The sequence below is a fragment of the Streptomyces sp. NPDC107654 genome, from assembly GCF_055639035.1.
Genome location: NZ_JBVKBI010000002.1, coordinates 89,836 through 108,315, shown reverse-complemented (window position 1 = coordinate 108,315; position 18,480 = coordinate 89,836). Strand labels below are relative to the sequence as shown.

Annotated in this window: 17 protein-coding genes and 1 pseudogene; 15 read left to right on the top strand and 3 right to left on the bottom strand. The window is 72.2% G+C overall.

Features of this window, described 5'->3' with window-relative positions; genetic code table 11:
• Positions 1 to 3 precede the first annotated feature (3 nt).
• From ACZ7N4_RS03615 to ACZ7N4_RS03550, 14 genes and pseudogenes are all read left to right on the top strand, one after another.
• Entirely contained in the window at positions 4 to 909 is a 906-nt protein-coding gene (locus ACZ7N4_RS03615; protein WP_471353339.1) for a ribonuclease Z, read from the top strand.
• A 20-nt stretch (positions 910 to 929) separates the two neighbouring features.
• Positions 930 to 1,934 carry an adenosine deaminase gene (locus ACZ7N4_RS03610; RefSeq protein ID WP_471353337.1) on the top strand — a complete coding sequence of 335 codons (1,005 nt, stop codon included), beginning with the start codon at positions 930 to 932 and terminating at the stop codon, positions 1,932 to 1,934.
• Positions 1,935 to 2,212: 278 nt separating this feature from the next.
• Positions 2,213 to 3,109 carry a 5-dehydro-4-deoxyglucarate dehydratase gene (locus tag ACZ7N4_RS03605; protein ID WP_471354246.1) on the top strand — a complete coding sequence of 299 codons (897 nt, stop codon included), beginning with the start codon at positions 2,213 to 2,215 and terminating at the stop codon, positions 3,107 to 3,109.
• On the top strand, positions 3,106 to 4,395 hold the full coding sequence (locus ACZ7N4_RS03600; RefSeq protein ID WP_471353334.1) for a glucarate dehydratase family protein: 1,290 nt from the start codon (positions 3,106 to 3,108) through the stop codon (positions 4,393 to 4,395). Before ACZ7N4_RS03605 ends, ACZ7N4_RS03600 begins: the two co-directional genes overlap by 4 nt.
• 74 nt (positions 4,396 to 4,469) lie before the next feature.
• Positions 4,470 to 5,627: a carbohydrate kinase family protein gene (locus tag ACZ7N4_RS03595; protein WP_471353332.1), complete on the top strand. Its 1,158-nt coding sequence runs from the start codon at positions 4,470 to 4,472 to the stop codon at positions 5,625 to 5,627.
• A gap of 131 nt (positions 5,628 to 5,758) precedes the next feature.
• Positions 5,759 to 7,918, top strand: coding sequence for a PhoH family protein (locus ACZ7N4_RS03590; RefSeq protein ID WP_471353330.1), 2,160 nt, complete (start codon positions 5,759 to 5,761; stop codon positions 7,916 to 7,918).
• 12 nt (positions 7,919 to 7,930) lie between these two features.
• Positions 7,931 to 8,428: an rRNA maturation RNase YbeY gene (ybeY, locus tag ACZ7N4_RS03585; RefSeq protein ID WP_270083898.1), complete on the top strand. Its 498-nt coding sequence runs from the start codon at positions 7,931 to 7,933 to the stop codon at positions 8,426 to 8,428.
• Positions 8,429 to 8,437: 9 nt separating this feature from the next.
• On the top strand, positions 8,438 to 9,739 hold the full coding sequence (locus ACZ7N4_RS03580) for a hemolysin family protein (protein ID WP_471353327.1): 1,302 nt from the start codon (positions 8,438 to 8,440) through the stop codon (positions 9,737 to 9,739).
• The gene (locus ACZ7N4_RS03575) at positions 9,736 to 10,095 is read left to right on the top strand and encodes an MmcQ/YjbR family DNA-binding protein (RefSeq protein ID WP_471353325.1); all 360 of its coding nucleotides are present in this window, start codon (positions 9,736 to 9,738) and stop codon (positions 10,093 to 10,095) included. Before ACZ7N4_RS03580 ends, ACZ7N4_RS03575 begins: the two co-directional genes overlap by 4 nt.
• Before the next feature lie 41 nt (positions 10,096 to 10,136).
• Positions 10,137 to 11,149: pseudogene (locus ACZ7N4_RS03570) on the top strand (S66 family peptidase).
• 30 nt (positions 11,150 to 11,179) lie between these two features.
• Positions 11,180 to 11,533 (top strand): cytidine deaminase, encoded by a 354-nt coding sequence (locus ACZ7N4_RS03565; protein WP_471353323.1) that lies wholly within the window; start codon positions 11,180 to 11,182, stop codon positions 11,531 to 11,533.
• A 212-nt stretch (positions 11,534 to 11,745) separates the two neighbouring features.
• Complete coding sequence (locus ACZ7N4_RS03560; RefSeq protein ID WP_471353321.1) at positions 11,746 to 12,219, top strand: hypothetical protein; 474 nt, start codon at positions 11,746 to 11,748, stop codon at positions 12,217 to 12,219.
• 151 nt (positions 12,220 to 12,370) lie between these two features.
• On the top strand, positions 12,371 to 13,699 hold the full coding sequence (locus ACZ7N4_RS03555; RefSeq protein WP_471353319.1) for a beta-xylosidase: 1,329 nt from the start codon (positions 12,371 to 12,373) through the stop codon (positions 13,697 to 13,699).
• A gap of 59 nt (positions 13,700 to 13,758) precedes the next feature.
• On the top strand, positions 13,759 to 14,775 hold the full coding sequence (locus ACZ7N4_RS03550; protein WP_471353317.1) for a DUF916 domain-containing protein: 1,017 nt from the start codon (positions 13,759 to 13,761) through the stop codon (positions 14,773 to 14,775).
• Here the strand turns inward: ACZ7N4_RS03550 and ACZ7N4_RS03545 are convergent.
• Positions 14,669 to 15,007 carry a P-II family nitrogen regulator gene (locus ACZ7N4_RS03545; RefSeq protein ID WP_059249473.1) on the bottom strand — a complete coding sequence of 113 codons (339 nt, stop codon included), beginning with the start codon at positions 15,005 to 15,007 and terminating at the stop codon, positions 14,669 to 14,671. The two genes, ACZ7N4_RS03550 and ACZ7N4_RS03545, sit on opposite strands and share 107 nt — an antisense overlap.
• Complete coding sequence (locus ACZ7N4_RS03540) at positions 15,004 to 16,314, bottom strand: ammonium transporter (RefSeq protein WP_471353315.1); 1,311 nt, start codon at positions 16,312 to 16,314, stop codon at positions 15,004 to 15,006. Before ACZ7N4_RS03540 ends, ACZ7N4_RS03545 begins: the two co-directional genes overlap by 4 nt.
• A 152-nt stretch (positions 16,315 to 16,466) precedes the next feature.
• On the opposite strand from ACZ7N4_RS03540, the gene era reads away from it, so the two are divergent.
• Positions 16,467 to 17,420, top strand: coding sequence for a GTPase Era (gene era / locus ACZ7N4_RS03535; RefSeq protein WP_470595506.1), 954 nt, complete (start codon positions 16,467 to 16,469; stop codon positions 17,418 to 17,420).
• 172 nt (positions 17,421 to 17,592) lie between these two features.
• Here era and ACZ7N4_RS03530 read toward each other — a convergent pair whose 3' ends face one another.
• Complete coding sequence (locus tag ACZ7N4_RS03530) at positions 17,593 to 18,447, bottom strand: helix-turn-helix transcriptional regulator (protein ID WP_471353312.1); 855 nt, start codon at positions 18,445 to 18,447, stop codon at positions 17,593 to 17,595.
• Positions 18,448 to 18,480 lie beyond the last annotated feature (33 nt).

Below are 18,480 nucleotides of genomic sequence, written 5' to 3'. Positions count from 1 at the left end.
GCGGTGTCCGTACGCGAACTGGTGGTCCTCGGCACCGCCAGCCAGGTCCCGACCCGGCACCGCAACCACAACGGCTACCTGCTGAGGTGGGACGGCGAGGGCATCCTGTTCGACCCCGGCGAGGGCACGCAGCGGCAGATGCTGCGCGCCGGGGTCGCCGCCCACGACCTGAACCGGATCTGCGTCACGCACTTCCACGGTGACCACTCCCTGGGCCTCGCGGGAGTCATCCAGCGGATCAACCTGGACCAGGTGCCGCACGAGGTCACCGCGCACTACCCGCGCTCCGGGCAGCGTTTCTTCGACCGGCTGCGCTACGCGACCGCCTACCGGGAGACGGTCGGCCTCACCGAGGCGCCGGTCGCCGCCGACGGCGTCCTCGCGGTGACCCGCTCGTACACCCTGGAGGCCCGCAGGCTCTCGCACCCCGTCGAGTCCTACGGCTACCGGCTCATCGAACCCGACGGCCGCCGCATGCTGCCCGACCGGCTCGCCGCGCACGGCGTCAGGGGCCCGGACGTGGGCCGGCTGCAGCGCGAGGGCCGGCTCGGGGACGTGACGCTGGAGGACGTCAGCGAGGTGCGGCGCGGGCAGCGGTTCGCGTTCGTCATGGACACCCGGCTCTGCGACGGCGTGCACGCGCTCGCGGAGGGCTGCGATCTGCTCGTCATCGAGTCCACGTTCCTCGACGAAGACACCGAACTGGCCGTGGAACACGGGCATCTGACGGCCGGCCAGGTCGCCGCCGTGGCCCGGGACGCCGGCGTACGGCACCTGGTCCTCACCCACTTCAGTCAGCGCTACTGCGACCCGGAGGAGTTCGAGCGGCAGGCGCGGGCGGCGGGCTTCGAGGGGGAGCTGACCGTGGCGTACGACCTGCTGCGGGTGCCGGTTCCGAAACGGCGGTAAACCAGCCGTACGATGCTTTGATGTCCCTCCCGAAAGCAGAACTGCACCTCCATATCGAAGGAACGCTGGAGCCTGAGCTGGCGTTCGAGCTGGCCGCCCGCAACGGTGTGACCCTCCCGTACGCGGACAGCGAGGCCCTCCGCGAGGCCTACCGGTTCGAGGACCTCCAGTCCTTCCTGGACCTGTACTACGAGCTGATGGCCGTCCTGCGCACCGAGCAGGACTTCGCCGACCTGGCCGACGCCTACCTCGCCCGGGCCGCCGCGCAGGGCGTGCGGCACGCGGAGATCTTCTTCGACCCGCAGGCCCACCTGGCCCGGGGCGTATCGATGGGCACGGTCGTGGAGGGGCTGTGGCGGGCGCTGGGCGGCAGCGAGGCGCGCCACGGCGTGTCCACCAGGCTGATCATGTGCTTCCTGCGGGACGAGTCCGCCGAGTCGGCCCTGGCCACCCTGGAGGCCGCGAAGCCGTACCTGGACCGGATCACCGGGGTCGGCCTGGACTCCGCCGAGGTCGGGCACCCGCCGGTGAAGTTCCGGGAGGTGTACGAGGCCGCCGCCGCGCTCGGGCTGCGCCGGGTCGCGCACGCGGGCGAGGAGGGGCCGCCGGAGTACATCACCGAGGCGCTGGACGTCCTCGGTGTGGAGCGGGTCGACCACGGACTGCGCTGCATGGAGGACCCGGCACTCGTCGAGCGACTGGTCCGGGAGCGGATCCCGCTGACCCTGTGCCCGCTGTCCAACGTCCGGCTGCGCGCCGTGGACACCCTGGCCGGCCACCCGCTGCCGGCCATGCTCGACGCCGGCCTGCTGTGCACGGTCAACTCCGACGACCCCGCGTACTTCGGCGGCTACGCCGGCGACAACTTCGCGGCCGTGCACCGGACCCTGGGCCTGTCCCGGGACCGGCTGCGCGAGCTGGCCCTCAACTCCTTCCTCGCCTCCTTCCTGGAGGACGACGAGGAGCGGCGGGCGCGTTACCTCGCCGAGGTGGAGGCGTACGAGTTCGGGGACGCCGCCTCGTAAGGCACGCCGGGCGGGCACGGCGGGCGACTCCCCGGGGATCTCCGGGACCGGGACGTCCGTGGCCGGGGCCGTGACCGGACGAGGGTGCCCGCCCGCGCTGCACCGCCGTCGTCGTCGGGACCGGCGTGTGATCCGGACCACGGTTGGGTTGGAGGGTGGTGTGCGGGGGTAGGAGGCTCTAGCCTCGGTTCTCATATGTGGACGGCATTCATAAGAGGAGATGGCCAGTGAGCGGTGACCCGGCTCCGCAGAAGGTGGCGCGGCGACTGCGGGAGGGGATGGCGCGCGGAGTGCTCTCCTTTCCGCTCACCGCGTTCCGCGACGACGGCACCCTCGATCCCGACGGCTTCCGCACCCACGTCGCCGGCCGGCTCGCCGCCGGCCCCGGCGCCCTCTTCCCGGCCTGCGGCACCGGCGAGTTCTTCTCGCTGGACGAGGACGAGTACCGGACCGTCGTCACCGTCGCCGTCGAGGAGGCGCACGGCCGCGTGCCCGTGGTCGCCGGCACCGGCTACGGCTGGGCGCAGGCCGCCCGGTTCGCGCGGATCGCCGAGGAGGCCGGCGCCGACGCCCTGCTCGTGCTGCCGCACTACCCGACCGAGGCCCCGCAGGACGGCCTCGCCGCCCAGCTGGAGCACCTCGCCGCCCGCACCCGGCTGCCGCTCGTCGCCTACCAGCGCGGCCAGGTCGCCTACACCGCCGGCTCACTGCGCCGCCTCGCCCGCGTCCCGAACGTCATCGGCCTCAAGGACGGGCACGGCGACCTGGACCGGCTCCAGCGCCTCATCCTGGCCGCACCCGACGGCTTCCTCTTCTTCAACGGCGCCGCCACCGCCGAGATCCAGGCCCGCGCCTACGCCGCCGTCGGCGTCCCCGCCTACTCCTCCGCCGTGCACGCCTTCGCCCCCGAGATCGCGGGCGCCTTCTTCACCGCGCTCCGCGACGGCGACCACGGCACCGCCGACAAGCTGCTGCGCGGCTTCTACGTCCCGTTCGTCGAACTCCGCGACCGGGTGCCCGGATACGCCGTGTCCCTGGTGAAGGCGGCGGCCCGGCTGCGCGGACAGCCGGTCGGGCCCGTGCGCGCCCCGCTCACCGACCCCGCGCCCGCCGACCTCGCCGACCTGAAGGCCCTCCTCACCGCCGGACTCGATCTCGTAGGAGCCTCCCTGTGACCCGTGACCTGACCATCGCCGAGGTGCGGCTGACACCGATCCTGGTCGCCGACCCGCCGCTGCTCAACACCCAGGGCGTGCACCAGCCGTACACCCCGCGGCTGATCGTGGAGATCGTCACCGCCGACGGGGTCACCGGGCTCGGCGAGACCTACGGCGACACCAAGTACCTGGAGCTGGCCCGGCCGCTGGCCGAGCGACTCCCCGGACGCTCGGTCACGGATGTGAACGGCCTGTTCGGGATCGACCTCGCCGTGGACGCCTCCCGGGTCGAGGGCGAGGCGGACGCGGGCGGGCTGCGCGGGGTGCAGACCGCCGACAAGCTCCGGCTGTCCGTGCTGTCCGCCTTCGAGGTCGCCTGCCTCGACGCCCAGGGCAGGGCACTCGGGCTGCCCGTGCACGCGCTGCTCGGCGGCAGGGTGCGGGACGCCGTCGAGTACAGCGCCTACCTCTTCTACAAATGGGACGGGCACCCGGCGGGCGTCCCCGCCGAACCCGACGCGTGGGGCGCCGCGCTCGACCCGGCCGGCGTGGTGGAACAGGCGCGCCGGATGCGGGACCTGCACGGCTTCGGATCGTTCAAGCTCAAGGGCGGCGTCTTCCCGCCCGACGAGGAGACCGCCGCCGTCCGCGCCCTCGCCGACGCCTTCCCCGGCCACCCGCTGCGGCTCGACCCCAACGGCGCCTGGTCGGTGGAGACCTCGCTGAAGGTCGCGGAGGAACTCGGCGACGTCCTGGAGTACCTGGAGGACCCGACCCTGGGCACGCCCGCCATGGCACAGGTGGCCGCCGGCACGGACGTGCCGCTCGCCACCAACATGTGCGTCACCACCTTCGGCGAGATCAAGGAGGCGTTCACGAAGGACGCCGTCCAGGTCGTCCTCTCCGACCACCACTACTGGGGCGGCCTGCGCAACACCCAGCGGCTCGCCGCGGTCTGCGCCGCCTTCGGGGTCGGGGTGTCCATGCACTCCAACACCCACCTCGGCATCAGCCTCGCCGCGATGACCCAGGTCGCGGCCACGGTCCCGAACCTGCACCACGCCTGCGACTCCCACTACCCCTGGCAGTCCGAGGACGTCCTCACCGAACGGCTCGCCTTCGACGGCGGCAGGGTCGCGGTGTCCGACGCGCCCGGCCTCGGCGTCGAACTGGACCGGGACGAACTCGCCCGCCTGCACCGGCGGTGGGCCGAGGACGACGGCGCGCTGCGCGACCGCGACGACGCCGCGGCGATGCGCGCCGCGGAACCGGACTGGCGGACACCGGCCATGCCCCGCTGGTGACCGACGCCGTACGGCATCCCGGTGCATGACCTGGTGCACACTGGCCAGAACCGCACCACGCCAGGGAGCGCACCGTGACGCCGTCGCACACCCTCACCGGAGAGGAACCGGAACACCTCACCCAGGCAGCGCGCTGCCGGACCCAGGTCGACCCGCTCGCCGCGCTGCGCGCCCCCGGCGACCCGCCCTGGGACGTCTACCTCACCGGCACGGTCTTCCTCGACATCATCTTCACCGGCCTGGACTCGGCGCCGGTGCGCGGCACCGAGTCCTGGGCCCGCGGCATGGGTTCCAGCCCCGGCGGGGTCGCCAACATGGCCACCGCCCTGGCCCGGCTCGGCCTGCGCACCGCCCTCGCCGCGGCCTTCGGCGACGACCACTACGGCGAGTACTGCTGGGACGCGCTGGAGCAGGGCGAGGGCATCGACCTCTCCGCCTCGCGGACCGTGCCCGGCTGGCACTCCCCGGTGACCGTCTCGATGGCCTACGAGGGCGAGCGGACCATGGTCTCGCACGGCCACGAGCCGCCGCCCGAGGCCGTGTTCCCCGCGGAGGGCGCCCCGGCGCACCCGCCCCGCGCGCGTGCGGCCGTCGCCTCCCTCACCCCCGGCACGCGCGCCGCGTGGATCGCCCGGGCGGCCCGCGAGGGCACCCGGATCTTCGCCGACGTCGGCTGGGACGACACCGGCGCCTGGGACCTGTCCGGGCTGGCCGACCTGGAGCACTGCGAGGCGTTCCTGCCCAACGCGGAGGAGGCGAAGCGGTACACCGGCACCGACTGCCCGCGGCTCGCCGCGCACGCCCTCACCGAGTACGTGCCGGTGGCCGTGGTCACCCTCGGGGAGGAGGGCGCCTACGCCGTGGACCGGCGCACGGGGGAGGCCGCCGAGGTGCCCGCGATCGCCGTGGAGGCGCTGGACCCGACCGGGGCGGGGGACGTGTTCGTCGCCGGGTTCGTGACGGGCTCCCTCGCGGGGTGGCCGCTCGCCGACCGGCTGGCCTTCGCCGGGCTGACGGCCGCGCTGTCCGTGCAGGAGTTCGGGGGCTCGCTGTCGGCGCCGGGGTGGTCGGAGATCGGCGCGTGGTGGCGGCGCGTGCAGTCCCTGCCGGGGCAGTCGCCCGCGGCGCTGGGGCGGTACGAGTTCCTGGAGGGCCTGGTCCCCGAGCGGCTGGACCGGCCCTGGCCGCTGCGCCGGGCCGTACCGACGATCGGCTTCCGCCGCTCGGGCTGACGTACCGGGCGAGGCGGTCGTATGAAAAGCCCTACGGCGATGTCGGCCCCCCGTCGTACCCTGGAGTCGCGAGGCCGCCCTCAGCCGTGCGGCCGTGACGAGGAGGAAGCGCAGGCCTTAAGCGCCGGCCCATGACACAGACACCCACAGCTCACACCTCCGCGCAGGAGCAGGCGAGAGCGCAGTTGACCGTCCCCGCCCAGCACCCCATGGTGACCGTGCTGGGTTCCGGCGACTCCCTCCTGCGTGTGATCGAGAGGGCCTTCCCGGCGGCCGACATCCACGTCCGGGGCAATGAGATCAGCGCGGTCGGCGACCCGGTGGACGTCGCCCTGATCTCGCGCGTGTTCGACGAGATGATGCTGGTGCTCCGCACCGGGCAACCGATGACGGAGGACGCAGTGGAACGCTCGATCGCGATGCTCAAGGCGAGCGAGAACGGGACGAGCGACGGCCCGGAGACCCCGGCGCAGGTGCTGACGCAGAACATCCTGTCCTCGCGCGGCCGTACGATCCGCCCCAAGACCCTCAACCAGAAGCGGTACGTCGACGCGATCGACAAGCACACGATCGTCTTCGGCATCGGTCCCGCCGGCACCGGCAAGACCTACCTGGCCATGGCCAAGGCCGTGCAGGCCCTCCAGTCCAAGCAGGTCAACCGGATCATCCTGACCCGTCCGGCGGTGGAGGCGGGCGAGCGCCTCGGCTTCCTGCCCGGCACGCTCTACGAGAAGATCGACCCGTACCTGCGCCCGCTGTACGACGCGCTGCACGACATGCTCGACCCGGACTCCATCCCCCGGCTGATGGCCGCGGGGACGATCGAGGTCGCGCCGCTCGCCTACATGCGGGGAAGGGCCCAGCCGGTCTTCACGAACGTCCTGACGCCGGATGGCTGGCGCCCCATCGGCGCGCTCCAGGTCGGTGACCTGGTCATCGGCTCCAACGGTGAGCCGACCCCGGTCCTCGGCGTCTATCCGCAGGGGGAGAAGGACATCTACCGTGTCACGGCCCAGGACGGCTCCTGGACGCTGTGCTGCGGTGAGCATCTGTGGACGGTCAGGGCGCGCGACGACAAGCGCCGTGACAAGCCGTGGCGGGTCCTGGAAACCCAGGAGATGATCGGCAACCTGCGGGCGGCGCATGCGCGCCGGTACGAGCTGCCGCTGCTGACTGCGCCTGTGTGTCTCCCCGAGCGCGATGTGCCGATGGATCCGTATGCACTGGGCCTGCTCCTCGGCGACGGGTGCCTCACCGGCTCCGCCACCCCCTCGTTCTCCACAGAGGACCCGGAGCTGGCAGCAACGCTGGAATCCGCGATTCCGGGTATCTCGGTCCGGCATCGAGGCGGACCTGCCTACGTCCTGAACCGGACCAAGTCTCCCGGAGATGTGATCACCCAGGTGAACCCGGTCACCAAGGTCATGCGCGAGCTGGACCTGACCGGCGCACGCTCACACGCCAAGTTCGTCCCTGACGACTACCTGCACAACTCGGCCGCGGTCCGGTTGGCCGTCCTGCAGGGTCTTCTGGATTCGGACGGCGGCCCGGTCGTGCAGAAGGACCGCACCTGCCGCATCCAGTACAGCACGACGTCGATCCTGCTCCGTGACGACGTGATCTCGCTCGTGCAGTCGTTGGGCGGCGTCGCCTACAGCCGACGCCGGGCTGCCGAGGGTCGCACGCCGGGTCTCGCGAACGGCCGGGAGGTGGCGCACCGCCGCGACTCCCACACCATCGACATCCGCCTCCCCGAGGGCATCGAACCCTTCCGCCTCGCCCGCAAGCGAGACGAGTACCACGCGGCCGGAGGCGGGGGACGCCCGATGCGGTTCATCGACAGCATCGAACCCGCGGGCAGGGAGGAGTGCGTCTGCATCCAGGTGGCGGCCGAGGACTCTCTCTACGTAACCCAGGACCACCTGCTCACGCACAACACGCTCAACGACGCCTTCATCATCCTGGACGAGGCCCAGAACACGAGCCCCGAGCAGATGAAGATGTTCCTCACCCGCCTCGGCTTCGACTCGAAGATCGTGATCACGGGTGACGTGACCCAGGTCGACCTGCCCAACGGGCAGAAGTCCGGTCTGCGGCAGGTGCAGGACATCCTCGAAGGGGTCGAGGACGTCCACTTCTCCCGGCTGTCGTCCCACGATGTCGTCCGGCACAAGCTGGTGGGCCGTATCGTCGACGCGTACGAGAAGTACGACAGCAAGCACGGCACCGAGAGCGGCGCCCCCAAGGGCGGCCGCGGCACGTCCGGCGCCAAGGGCACCAAGGGGAAGTAGACCAGCACGGCCATGTCGATCGACGTCAACAACGAGTCCGGCACCGAGGTAGACGAGCAGGCGATCCTGGACATCGCCCGCTACGCGCTCGCGCGGATGCGCATCCACCCCCTCTCCGAGCTCTCGGTGATCGTCGTGGACGCCGACGCCATGGAGCAGCTGCACATCCAGTGGATGGACCTTCCGGGTCCCACCGATGTCATGTCGTTCCCGATGGACGAGCTGCGCCCGCCGTCCAAGGACGACGACGAGCCGCCGCAGGGGCTGCTCGGCGACATCGTGCTGTGCCCGGAGGTCGCCGCGAAGCAGGGGGCGGAGGCGCCCACGCAGCACTCCATGGACGAGGAGCTGCAGCTGCTCACCGTCCACGGCGTGCTGCACCTGCTCGGGTACGACCACGAGGAGCCCGACGAGAAGGCCGAGATGTTCGGCCTCCAGGCCGCCATCGTGGACGGGTGGCGGGCCGAGCACGGCCTGACCGGGCCGTCCCCGGCGCCGACCGTCTCGTAAGCGGGCCGTATGTCTCCGCAGATCGTGGTCGGCGCGATCGCGCTGGTCGTCGTCGCCTGGCTCGCCGCCTGCGCGGAGGCGGGCCTGGCGCGGGTCTCCAGCTTCCGGGCCGAGGAGGCCGTGAAGTCCGGCCGGCGGGGCGGCGCGAGGCTCGCGCAGCTCGCCGCCGACCCCACCCGCTATCTGAACGTCGCCCTGCTGGTCCGCGTGGCCTGTGAGATGGCCGCCGCGGCGTTGGTGACGTACGCCTGCCTGCAGGAGTTCGCCGCCACCTGGCAGGCCCTGCTGGTCGCCATCGGTGTGATGGTGCTCGTGTCGTACGTCGCCGTCGGCGTCTCCCCGCGCACCATCGGCCGCCAGCACCCCGTCAACACGGCGACCGCGGCGGCGTACGTGCTGCTGCCGCTGGCCCGTGTCATGGGGCCGATCCCGTCGCTGCTGATCCTCATCGGCAACGCGCTCACGCCCGGCAAGGGCTTCCGGCGCGGGCCCTTCGCCTCCGAGGCGGAGCTGCGCGCGCTGGTCGACCTCGCGGAGAAGGAGTCGCTGATCGAGGACGAGGAGCGCCGGATGGTGCACTCGGTCTTCGAGCTGGGCGACACCCTGGTGCGCGAGGTGATGGTGCCGCGCACCGACCTGGTCACCATCGAGCGCTTCAAGACCATCCGCCAGGCCCTCACCCTGGCCCTGCGCTCCGGCTTCTCCCGCATCCCGGTCACCGGTGAGAGCGAGGACGACATCGTCGGGATCGTGTATCTGAAGGACCTGGTCCGCAAGACGCACATCAACCGGGAGGCGGAGGGCGACCTGGTCTCCACGGCGATGCGCCCGGCCGTCTTCGTGCCCGACACCAAGAACGCCGGCGACCTGCTGCGCGAGATGCAGAAGGAACGCAACCACGTCGCCGTCGTCATCGACGAGTACGGCGGCACCGCCGGCATCGTCACCATCGAGGACATCCTGGAGGAGATCGTCGGCGAGATCACCGACGAGTACGACCGGGAGCTGCCGCCCGTGGAGGACCTCGGCGACGACCGCTTCCGGGTCACGGCCCGCCTGGACATCACCGACCTCGGCGAGCTGTACGGGCTGGAGGAGTACGACGACGAGGACGTGGAGACCGTGGGCGGACTCCTCGCCAAGGCGCTCGGCCGGGTGCCCATCGCGGGTGCCTCGGCGGAGGTCTCCCTGCCCGACGGGCGCAGCCTGCGGCTGACGGCGGAGGCCGCGGCCGGCCGCCGCAACAAGATCGTGACGGTCCTGGTCGAACCGGTCCCCGTCCCGGTCCCGGAGGAGGTCGGACCCGAGTGACCCCGCAGCAGCTGCGTGCCTTCTGCCTCTCCTTCAACGCGGTGGTGGAGGACTTCCCGTTCAACCCCGAGACGTCGGTCTTCAAGGTGCTGGGCAGGATGTTCGCGCTGACCAGCCTGGACGCGCGGCCCCTGACGGTCAACCTCAAGTGCGACCCGGAGGACGCCCTGCGGCTGCGCGGGGAGCACGAGGGGCTGATCGTCCCCGGCTGGCACATGAACAAGCGGCACTGGAACACCGTGACGGTGGACGGCGGTCTCCCCGACCGGCTGGTGAAGGAGCTGATCGAGGACTCGTACGACCTGGTCGTGGCGGGTCTTCCGAGGGCGGAGCGGCTGCGGCTGGACCGGCCGTGATCCCGTTGCCGGGGCCGGTCGGGTGCATGTCAGAATCCGGCATGACTGTGCGATACCCGCGCCCGCTGCGCCCCGGTGACCGTATCGGTGTGACCTCCCCGTCCAGCGGGGTGGCCCGGGAACTCCGGGGCCGCCTCGACCTCGCCGTACGTGACCTGGAGGCGCTCGGGTACGAGGTGGTCGTCGGCCGGTGCATGGACGGCACGACGCACGTCAGCGCGCCGGCGGCGGAGCGCGCGGCCGAGCTGACCGGGATGCTGACCGACCCCGCCGTCCGGGCCGTGATCCCTCCGTGGGGCGGGGAGACCGCGATCGACCTGCTGCCGCTGCTCGACTTCGAGCGGATCGCGCGGGCCGAGCCGACGTGGATGGTCGGCTGGTCCGACATCTCCACGGTCATCGCCCCGCTGACCCTGGGCACCGGCGTCGCGACCGTGCACGCCTCATGGACACGCCCTACCGCACACCCGAGGGCCTCGCGTCCTGGCTCGACATCGTCACCGCCGCGCAGGGCGAGCCGTTCACCCAGACCCCGCCCGGCCGGTACCGGACCGGCGGCTGGGACGACTGGGCCGCCGACCCCGGCATCCGCGACCTCACCCTGGACGCCGAGGGCGGCTGGACCCGCCTCGACGGCACCGGAGACGTCGACGTCGAGGGCCGGCTGATCGGCGGCTGCACCGAGATCCTCGCCAACCTGACCGGGACGCCGTACCTGGACACCTCGTCCTTCGCCGTGGGCGAGCCGCTGCTCGTCTACGTCGAGGCCTGCCAGGACGACGCGTTCGAGATCTGCCGCAATCTGCACGGCCTGCGCCTCGCCGGCTTCTTCGACCGGGCGGCCGCCGTCCTCGTGGGCCGCACCCACGCGCCCGACAGTCGCACCCTCACCCAGCACGAGGCCGTCCTCGACGCCCTGGGCCCGCTGGGCGTGCCGATCGTCGCCGACGTCGAGTGCGGGCACGTGCCGCCCCACCTTCCCCTGGTGAACGGCGCGCGGGGGCGAGTGGTGCACACGGGCGCGCGCAGCGAGATCGTGCAGACCCTCGACTGACTCCCGGCCGGGACTTCGTATGCTCGGGGCATGACCGAGAGCAACGCGCTTGACCCCGAGGACCGCAAGATCGTCACCCTGGCCCGTTCCGCGCGGGCCCGCAACACCGTGCCCGAGGGCGCGGCCGTACGGGACGACACCGGGCGGACCTATGTCGCCGGGTCGGTGGAGCTCGCCTCGCTGAAGCTGAGCGCGCTGCGGACGGCCGTCGCCATGGCCGTGGCCTCCGGGGCCGCCTCCCTGGAGGCGGCGGCGGTGGTGAGCGAGGCGGAGTCCCTGCCGGCGGAGGACCTGGCCGCCGTCGCCGACCTGGGGGGCGCCGGGACGCCGGTGCTGCTCGCCGCGCCCGACGGCACGGTACGGGTCACCGTCTCCGCGGGCTGAGGCGGCACCGCGCGGGGAGCCACCGAACAAAAGGTCGGCTGGAATTCAACCTTGTTGGGTTCCCGCCGCCGCGCGTCAATGGGCCCATACGTTCCGACGGACCGTCAGATCCGCACCCCCGCGCAGTGTGCCCGCACCCGCCTGCGCAGGCCTTCCCGTCCGTCGGCCGTCCCCACGCGGCACTCCCCACCAGGAAAGGGAAGCGGATCCCCATGAGAGGCAAGCGCACGGCAACGGGTGCGGCACTGGCCGCCGGGTCCCTCGCGGTCACCGGACTCGCCTTCGCCCCCACCGCGGCCGCCGTCACCCCCCAGTCGGCGACCATCACCGCGAACTGCGGCATCTTCGGCGGCGGCACGGCCACGCTCACCGCCACCCAGGTCGGCACCTCGGCCACCCTCACCCTCACCTCCACCGCGATCAAGACGCCGGTCGCGGTGGCCCAGGATTCGATCGCCTCCACGCTCACCATGGTCAAGGCGAGCGGCGGCACCACCGTCTTCAGCGGCACGAAGAACCCGGCCATGGCGAGCGGCTCGGCGGTCACCGTCGGGCCGCTGCCCGGCACCGTGGCCGCCGGCGACAGCCTGGAGGCGTACGGCGGCTCGCTGAAGATGGTGATCTTCGGGGTCACCGTGACCTGTACGGCCTCGGCCAGGCAGTCGCCCGGCCCGTTCGTGTTCTGACCCGACCGAGCGATGTGTTCCGGATGCCGCAGAAACTGATGATCCGTCAGCTTTCTGCGGCATCTCCATTGACTTCTCACCCCCGCTCCACATCAATGCCCCCTGTCGGCGCAGACGAGCCGCTGCGCCAGCAACCCTCAGGAGGGGGCCCATGGGTCCGACACCCCGAAGAGCCCGACGGTGGCGCTGGGCGTCACTGCTCGGGGCGACCGCCCTCGCGGTCACCGCGGGCGGCGCGCTGGCCTGCCCGGCCGGCGCCGCCGGCACCGACGTGGACTTCGCCACGCACTGCGTCCCGCCGGCCGTCGCGGGCATCCCGCCCATCGACGGCACCACCACCGGCAACGTCACGGTGGACAACACCAGTCCCAAGGTCGGCGACACCGTCACCGTGACCTACACCGTGGTCAAGGCCGCCGCCGGCAACCCCACCGACCTGGCCCTGCCGGCCGACATCATGACCCCGACCGGGAAGGTGACGCTCGGCGGCGCCCAGAGCGGCGCCGTCACCGTCACCGGACCGAAGAAGAACCCGCCGGTGCCGGGGAAGGCCGCCTTCCCGTCCTTCTCCATGACCGGCACGTTCACCGTCACCAAGGCCGGGCAGATCACCCTCTCGCCCGGCGACTACAACATCCACACCAGCTACATCCTGGAGCTGGACACCCCCTGCACCGTCATCACCCCGCCCGCCCCGGTCTCCCAGACCATCACCGCGACCGACGGCACGCCCGGCAACACCCGGGCGATCTCGCTCGGTTCGGCCTCCGGTGACCCCGGCGCCGGCGTCACCGTCAACGGCCACGACTTCACCCCGGGCGCCACCGTCACCCTGGCCGGGCGGGCCGGCGACACCCAGACCGCGGACACCGCGACCGTGACCGCGAACGCCCAGGGCTCCTTCAGCGGCACCCTCGTCGTCCACGACAAGGCGACGACCGGGATCGTGGCCTACGAGGGCGGCACCTGGAACCCGGACAAGGGCGCCGGCCCCGCGGCCTACGTCGTCAACGACAACACACCCGTCCCGGCCGGCGGTCAGAAGCTGACCACCACCGTCAAGGCGGGCACCCTCTCCATGTCCCAGGCCGGTGACTCCGTCGCCCTGTCCGGGGTCGACTTCGGCCAGGGCGGAGCCTCCACCGGCAGTCTCGACACGGTGACCGTCAAGGACTTCCGCGGCGGACCCGCGGGCTGGTCCCTGACCGGCAAGGTCACCGACTTCACCGGTCCCGGCGCCCGGATCGACGCCGGCCGGCTGAGCTGGACGCCGGCCTGCGCGACCAAGGCGGGCAGCCCCAGCACCTGCAAGGCCGGTTCGGCGGGCACCGTGGGCAGCGCGGGCGCGACCCTCGCGTCCACCCCCGACGGCACGCTGACCGGCGGTGAGTTCACTGTCGACGCCGGGCTCTCGCTGGACGTGCCGGCGTTCACGCCGCCCGGCGCCTACTCCGGGGTGCTCACGCTGACGCTCACCTGAACGCACGGGCGTCCGCACCCGCCCGTTCCCCTGTCTCCCGTCCGTGGGGGTCCGCACCCATGCGCAAGCTGCACGTCCTCCTGAGCCTGACCGCCCTGCTCCTCGGCCCGCCCACGGCAGTGGCCCGCGCCGCCGACAACGGCAGCTGGTCCGTCTACCCGGTCGCCTCGAAGACCGCCGCGCGGCCCTACTTCACCCTCTCCGCCGAACCGGGCCAGACCCTCACCGACAAGGTCGCCGTCCGCAACAGGACCGCCCGGCCGCTCACCTTCCGGCTCTACGCCGCCGACGCCTACAACACCGCCCGCGACGGCGGGTTCGCCGTCCGCACGCTGAAGGAGCGGATGCGCGGGGTCGGCGCCTGGGCCAGGCCCGCCGAGTCCCGGATCACCGTGCCCGGGCACCGGACCCTCACCGTGCCCTTCACCCTGCGCATCCCCGCCGGTGCCGGGCCCGGCGACCACGCCGGTGCGATCGTCGCCCTGGACGAGCGGATCGACAAGGGCGCCGGCCGTCTCGCCCTCGGCGTCCAGCGGGCCGTCGGCGCCCGGGTCTACCTGCGGGTCGGCGGTCCCACACTGCCCGCGCTCGCCGTCGGCGACCTGCGCGTCAGCCACCACCAGCCGCTCGTCCCCGGCCTCGGCGACAGCACCGCCACCGTCTCCTACACCCTGCGCAACACCGGCAACGTCACCCTCCACCCCACGGTGGAGCTGACGGCGCGCGGACTGTTCGGCCGTACGCTGCTCGACCGGGAGCTGACCCGGGTGCCCGCCGAACTGCTGCCTGGGCAGCGGGTACGGCTCACCGAGACCTGGCGCGGGGCACCCCAGTTCGACCGGGCGGACGTGACGCTCACCGCGAGCGCCCAGGACAGCCGCGAGTCGGCGAGCGCCGGCTTCCTCGCGCTGCCCTGGCTGCCGGTGGCGCTGGTGTTCGCCGCCGGTGTGCTCACCGGGGCGCTCCTGGTCAGAGCGCGTCGGGCCCGCGCTCGCCGGTCCGCACCCGGACGACCGTCTCCACCGGAACGGCCCACACCTTCCCGTCCCCGATCTTCCCCGTCTGCGCGGCCCTGACGATCGCGTCGATCACGTCGTCGGCGACGGCGTCCTCCACCACGACCTCGATCCGCACCTTCGGCACCAGGTCGACCCGGTACTCGGCCCCCCGGTACACCTCGGTGTGGCCGCGCTGCCGGCCGTAGCCGCTCGCCTCGGTCACGGTCAGACCGTGCACCCCCAGCTCCTGCAGGGCGGTCTTGACCTCGTCGAGGCGGTACGGCTTGACGATGGCGGTGATGAGCTTCATGCCTGGGTCTTGACCTTCTGGGCGGAGGGGAGGACGGAGTGGGACACCGGGGCGCCGTGGCCCAGGACGCCGTGATCGTATGCGGTCTCGGCGTGCACCGTAAGGTCCAGACCGGTGTGCTCCTGCTCCTCGCTCGCCCGGAAACCCATCGCCTTGTCGAGCAGTGTGCCCAGGCCGTACGTCACCGCGAAGGCGTACCCCGCCACGGCCGCCACGGCCAGCAGCTGCCTGCCGAGCGGGGCGAGCCCGCCGCCGTAGAACAGGCCCTCCACCCCGCCGGTCATCGCCTTCTCGGCGAACAGGCCGATCAGCAGGGTGCCGATGATCCCGCCGACCAGATGGACGCCGACGACGTCCAGGGAGTCGTCGTAATCCAGCCTGAACTTCCAGCTCACGGCGTAACTGCAGACGACACCGGCGGCGAGGCCCACGACCAGGGCGCCGAGCAGGGACACCGTGCCGCAGGACGGGGTGATCGCGACCAGGCCGGCCACCGCGCCGGAGGCCGCGCCCAGGGTGGTCGGGTGGCCGTCGCGCCGCTGCTCCACGAAGAGCCAGCCGAGCAGACCGGTGCAGCCGGCGGCGAGCGTGTTGAGGAACGCGGCGGCGGCGAGGCCGTTCGCGCCGAGCGCGGAGCCCGCGTTGAAGCCGAACCAGCCGAACCAGAGCAGACCGGCGCCGAGGATCACCATGGGCAGGTTGTGCGGGCGCATGGCGTCCTTCTTGAACCCGAGCCGCGGGCCCAGGACCAGACAGAGGGCGAGCCCGGAGGCACCGGAGGTGATCTCCACGGGCAGACCGCCGGCGAAGTCCAGCGCGCCCAGCCTGGCGAGGATCCAGCCACCGGGACCCCACACCCAGTGCGCCACCGGAACGTATACGAGCAGCGTCCACAGCGGTACGAAGACCAGCCATGCCGAGAACTTCGTCCGGTCGGCGACCGCGCCGCTGATCAGCGCGGCCGTGATGATCGCGAAGGTCAGCTGGAAGGTGGCGAAGAGGGCGGTGGGGACGGTGCCGTGCACGCTGTTTGGGGTGATGTGCGCCATGCCGGCGTGGTGCAGGCCGCCGATCAGTCCTCCGCCGAGGTCGTCGCCGAACGCCAGCGAGTAGCCGGCCGCCAGCCACACCACCGTCACCAGGGCGATCGACACGAAGCTCATCATCAGCATGTTCAGGACGCTCTTCGTGCGGACCATGCCGCCGTAGAAGAGGGCGAGCCCCGGGGTCATCAGCAGGACGAGGGCGGTCGCGGCGAGGAGCCAGGCGGTGTCACCGGTGTTCACGGCGGCGGCAGCGAGGGTCACGGGCGTCTCCAACGGTGGGCGGACTGCGTCAGAGGGTCACCGGTGCGGGTTTCCGGTCGCGTACGGCCGTGTTTCCGTGACGTTTCGTTGCGTGAAGGTCACCGAAACCTCACGGTACGGCGGTGCTCCGTGGATCAGGGAGAATGAACGGCATGAGCGTTCGCACCCAGTCATCCGAGCAGCCGGCCGAGACCGTCCACCGCGCCGGCTTCGCCTGCTTCGTGGGCCGCCCCAACGCGGGCAAGTCCACCCTCACGAACGCTCTGGTCGGGCAGAAGGTGGCGATCACCGCGAACCAGCCGCAGACCACGCGGCACACGGTACGCGGCATCGTGCACCGGCCGGACTCCCAGCTGATCCTCGTGGACACCCCCGGTCTCCACAAGCCGCGCACGCTGCTCGGCGAGCGGCTCAACGACGTCGTACGGACGACGTGGGCCGAGGTCGACGTGATCGGCTTCTGCCTCCCGGCGAACGAGAAGATCGGCCCCGGTGACCGCTTCATCGCCAAGGAGCTGGCCGGGATCCGGAAGACCCCCAAGGTCGCCATCGTCACCAAGACCGACCTGGTCGACTCCAAGACACTGGCCGAGCAGCTGATCGCGATCGACCAGCTGGGCAAGGACCTGGGCATCGAGTGGGCGGAGATCGTCCCGGTGTCGGCGGTGGGCGCCAAGCAGGTGGACCTGCTGGCCGACCTCCTGGTCCCGCTCCTGCCCGAGGGCCCGCCGCTCTACCCGGAGGGCGACCTGACGGACGAACCCGAGCAGGTCATGATCGCGGAGCTGATCCGCGAGGCCGCGCTGGAGGGCGTCCGCGACGAGCTGCCGCACTCCATCGCCGTGGTCGTCGAGGAGATGCTCCCGCGCGAGGACCGCCCCGCCGACCGTCCCCTCCTGGACATCCACGCCAACGTCTACATCGAGCGCCCCAGCCAGAAGGGCATCATCATCGGCCCCAAGGGCAAGCGCCTGAAGGAGGTCGGCATCAAGTCCCGCAAGCAGATCGAGGCACTGCTGGGCACACCCGTCTTCCTCGACCTCCACGTGAAGGTCGCCAAGGACTGGCAGCGCGACCCGAAGCAGCTTCGCAAGCTGGGTTTCTGACCTCGTTCTCCGCTCGCCCGGCGTATTCGGCTGAGGGCCCTTGCCACGGGGCTCCGCTCGGGTTCCGGAGACCGGGGACGCCGGCCGCGCGGCGGTGGCCGCAGGTGCGGCCGGTCCGCGGCTGTGGACGATGCGAGGAGCCCGTCGTCCAGCGGCGCGAGCAGCCGGGCCTCTAGCCGGCGGCCCCCTGGGGGGTCATGTCCTGGAGGCCCACCACCCTCAGCAACCGGAGTCTGTCGTGTGACTCCGTGCCGGGGCGGGCCGTGTGGATGACGAGGTGGTGGTGGGCCTCGTGGCTCAGGAGGACCTCGCAGTCGAGTTCCAGGAGGCCGACCACCGGGTGCAGGAAGCGTTTGGTGGCGGGGCGGCGCAGGGACACCTCGTGGTTCTGCCAGAGCCGGGCGAACTCCTCGCTCTTCGCGCGGAGCTCGGTCACCAGGGCCGCGGGCTCCGGGTCGTCGGGGCGGGCCGCGGTCACCGCGCGGAGGGTGGCCACGTGGTCGCGGGCGTGTGCCGGGAGGTCCTCCGGCGGGAACAGCGCACGGGCCGTCGGGTCCAGGAAGAAGCGGCGGGTCAGGTTCCGTTCCCGTGCCGGACGGGCGGACGCGTCGCCGACCAGGGCTTTGGCCAGCGCGTTCTGCGCCAGCACCGTCCCCCAGTCCGTCACCACCTGCGCCGGTGAGTCGTACAGCCGGTCCAGGACCAGCAGCAGGCCGGGGCGGACATGGGGCGACGCCCCCTCCCGGCGTGGCGGCGCCTCGCCCACCAGGTGGAAGAGGTGGTCCCGTTCGTCCTCGGTCAGGCGCAGCGCCCGCGCCAGCGCCGTCAGCATCTGGCGGGACGGGCGCGGGCCGCGCTGCTGCTCCAGGCGCGTGTAGTAGTCGACCGACATCCCGGCCAGCGACGCCACCTCCTCCCGGCGCAGTCCGGGCGTACGACGGCGGGCGCCCGCCGCGAGGCCCACGTCGGACGGTTCCAGCCGGGCGCGGCCACGGCGCAGGAAGTCGGCGAGTTCTGCTCGGTTCACCCCTCCAGCGTGGGGCAGCCCGCCCGGCTTATC